A 230-nucleotide genomic window follows, 5' to 3' on the forward strand; every position below is an offset into this window, starting at 1 on the left:
CGCGCCGGTCAGGTCATCGGACGGCATGGGCGGCCAGTGGCCCGCCCCCGCGGAAACCAAGGCCGCAGGGGACAAGATCAAGGCCAAGGCGCAGGAAAAGGGCGTCGAGGTGACGGACGCGCAGGTCAGGCTGGCGGTGCTCGACAGTATCCGCGCGCTGATGATCATCCGCGCCTACCGTATCCGCGGACATCTGGCGGCCGATCTCGACCCGCTGGGCATGCGCGATA

1 protein-coding gene is annotated in these 230 nt (G+C 68.7%); it reads left to right on the top strand.

From position 1 onward, the window contains the following. A partial coding sequence (locus A3728_RS17635; protein WP_150120867.1) for a hypothetical protein occupies positions 1–230 on the top strand: 230 nt, incomplete at both ends.

Source organism: Sulfitobacter sp. HI0040, assembly GCF_001634885.1.
Lineage (GTDB): Bacteria > Pseudomonadota > Alphaproteobacteria > Rhodobacterales > Rhodobacteraceae > Sulfitobacter.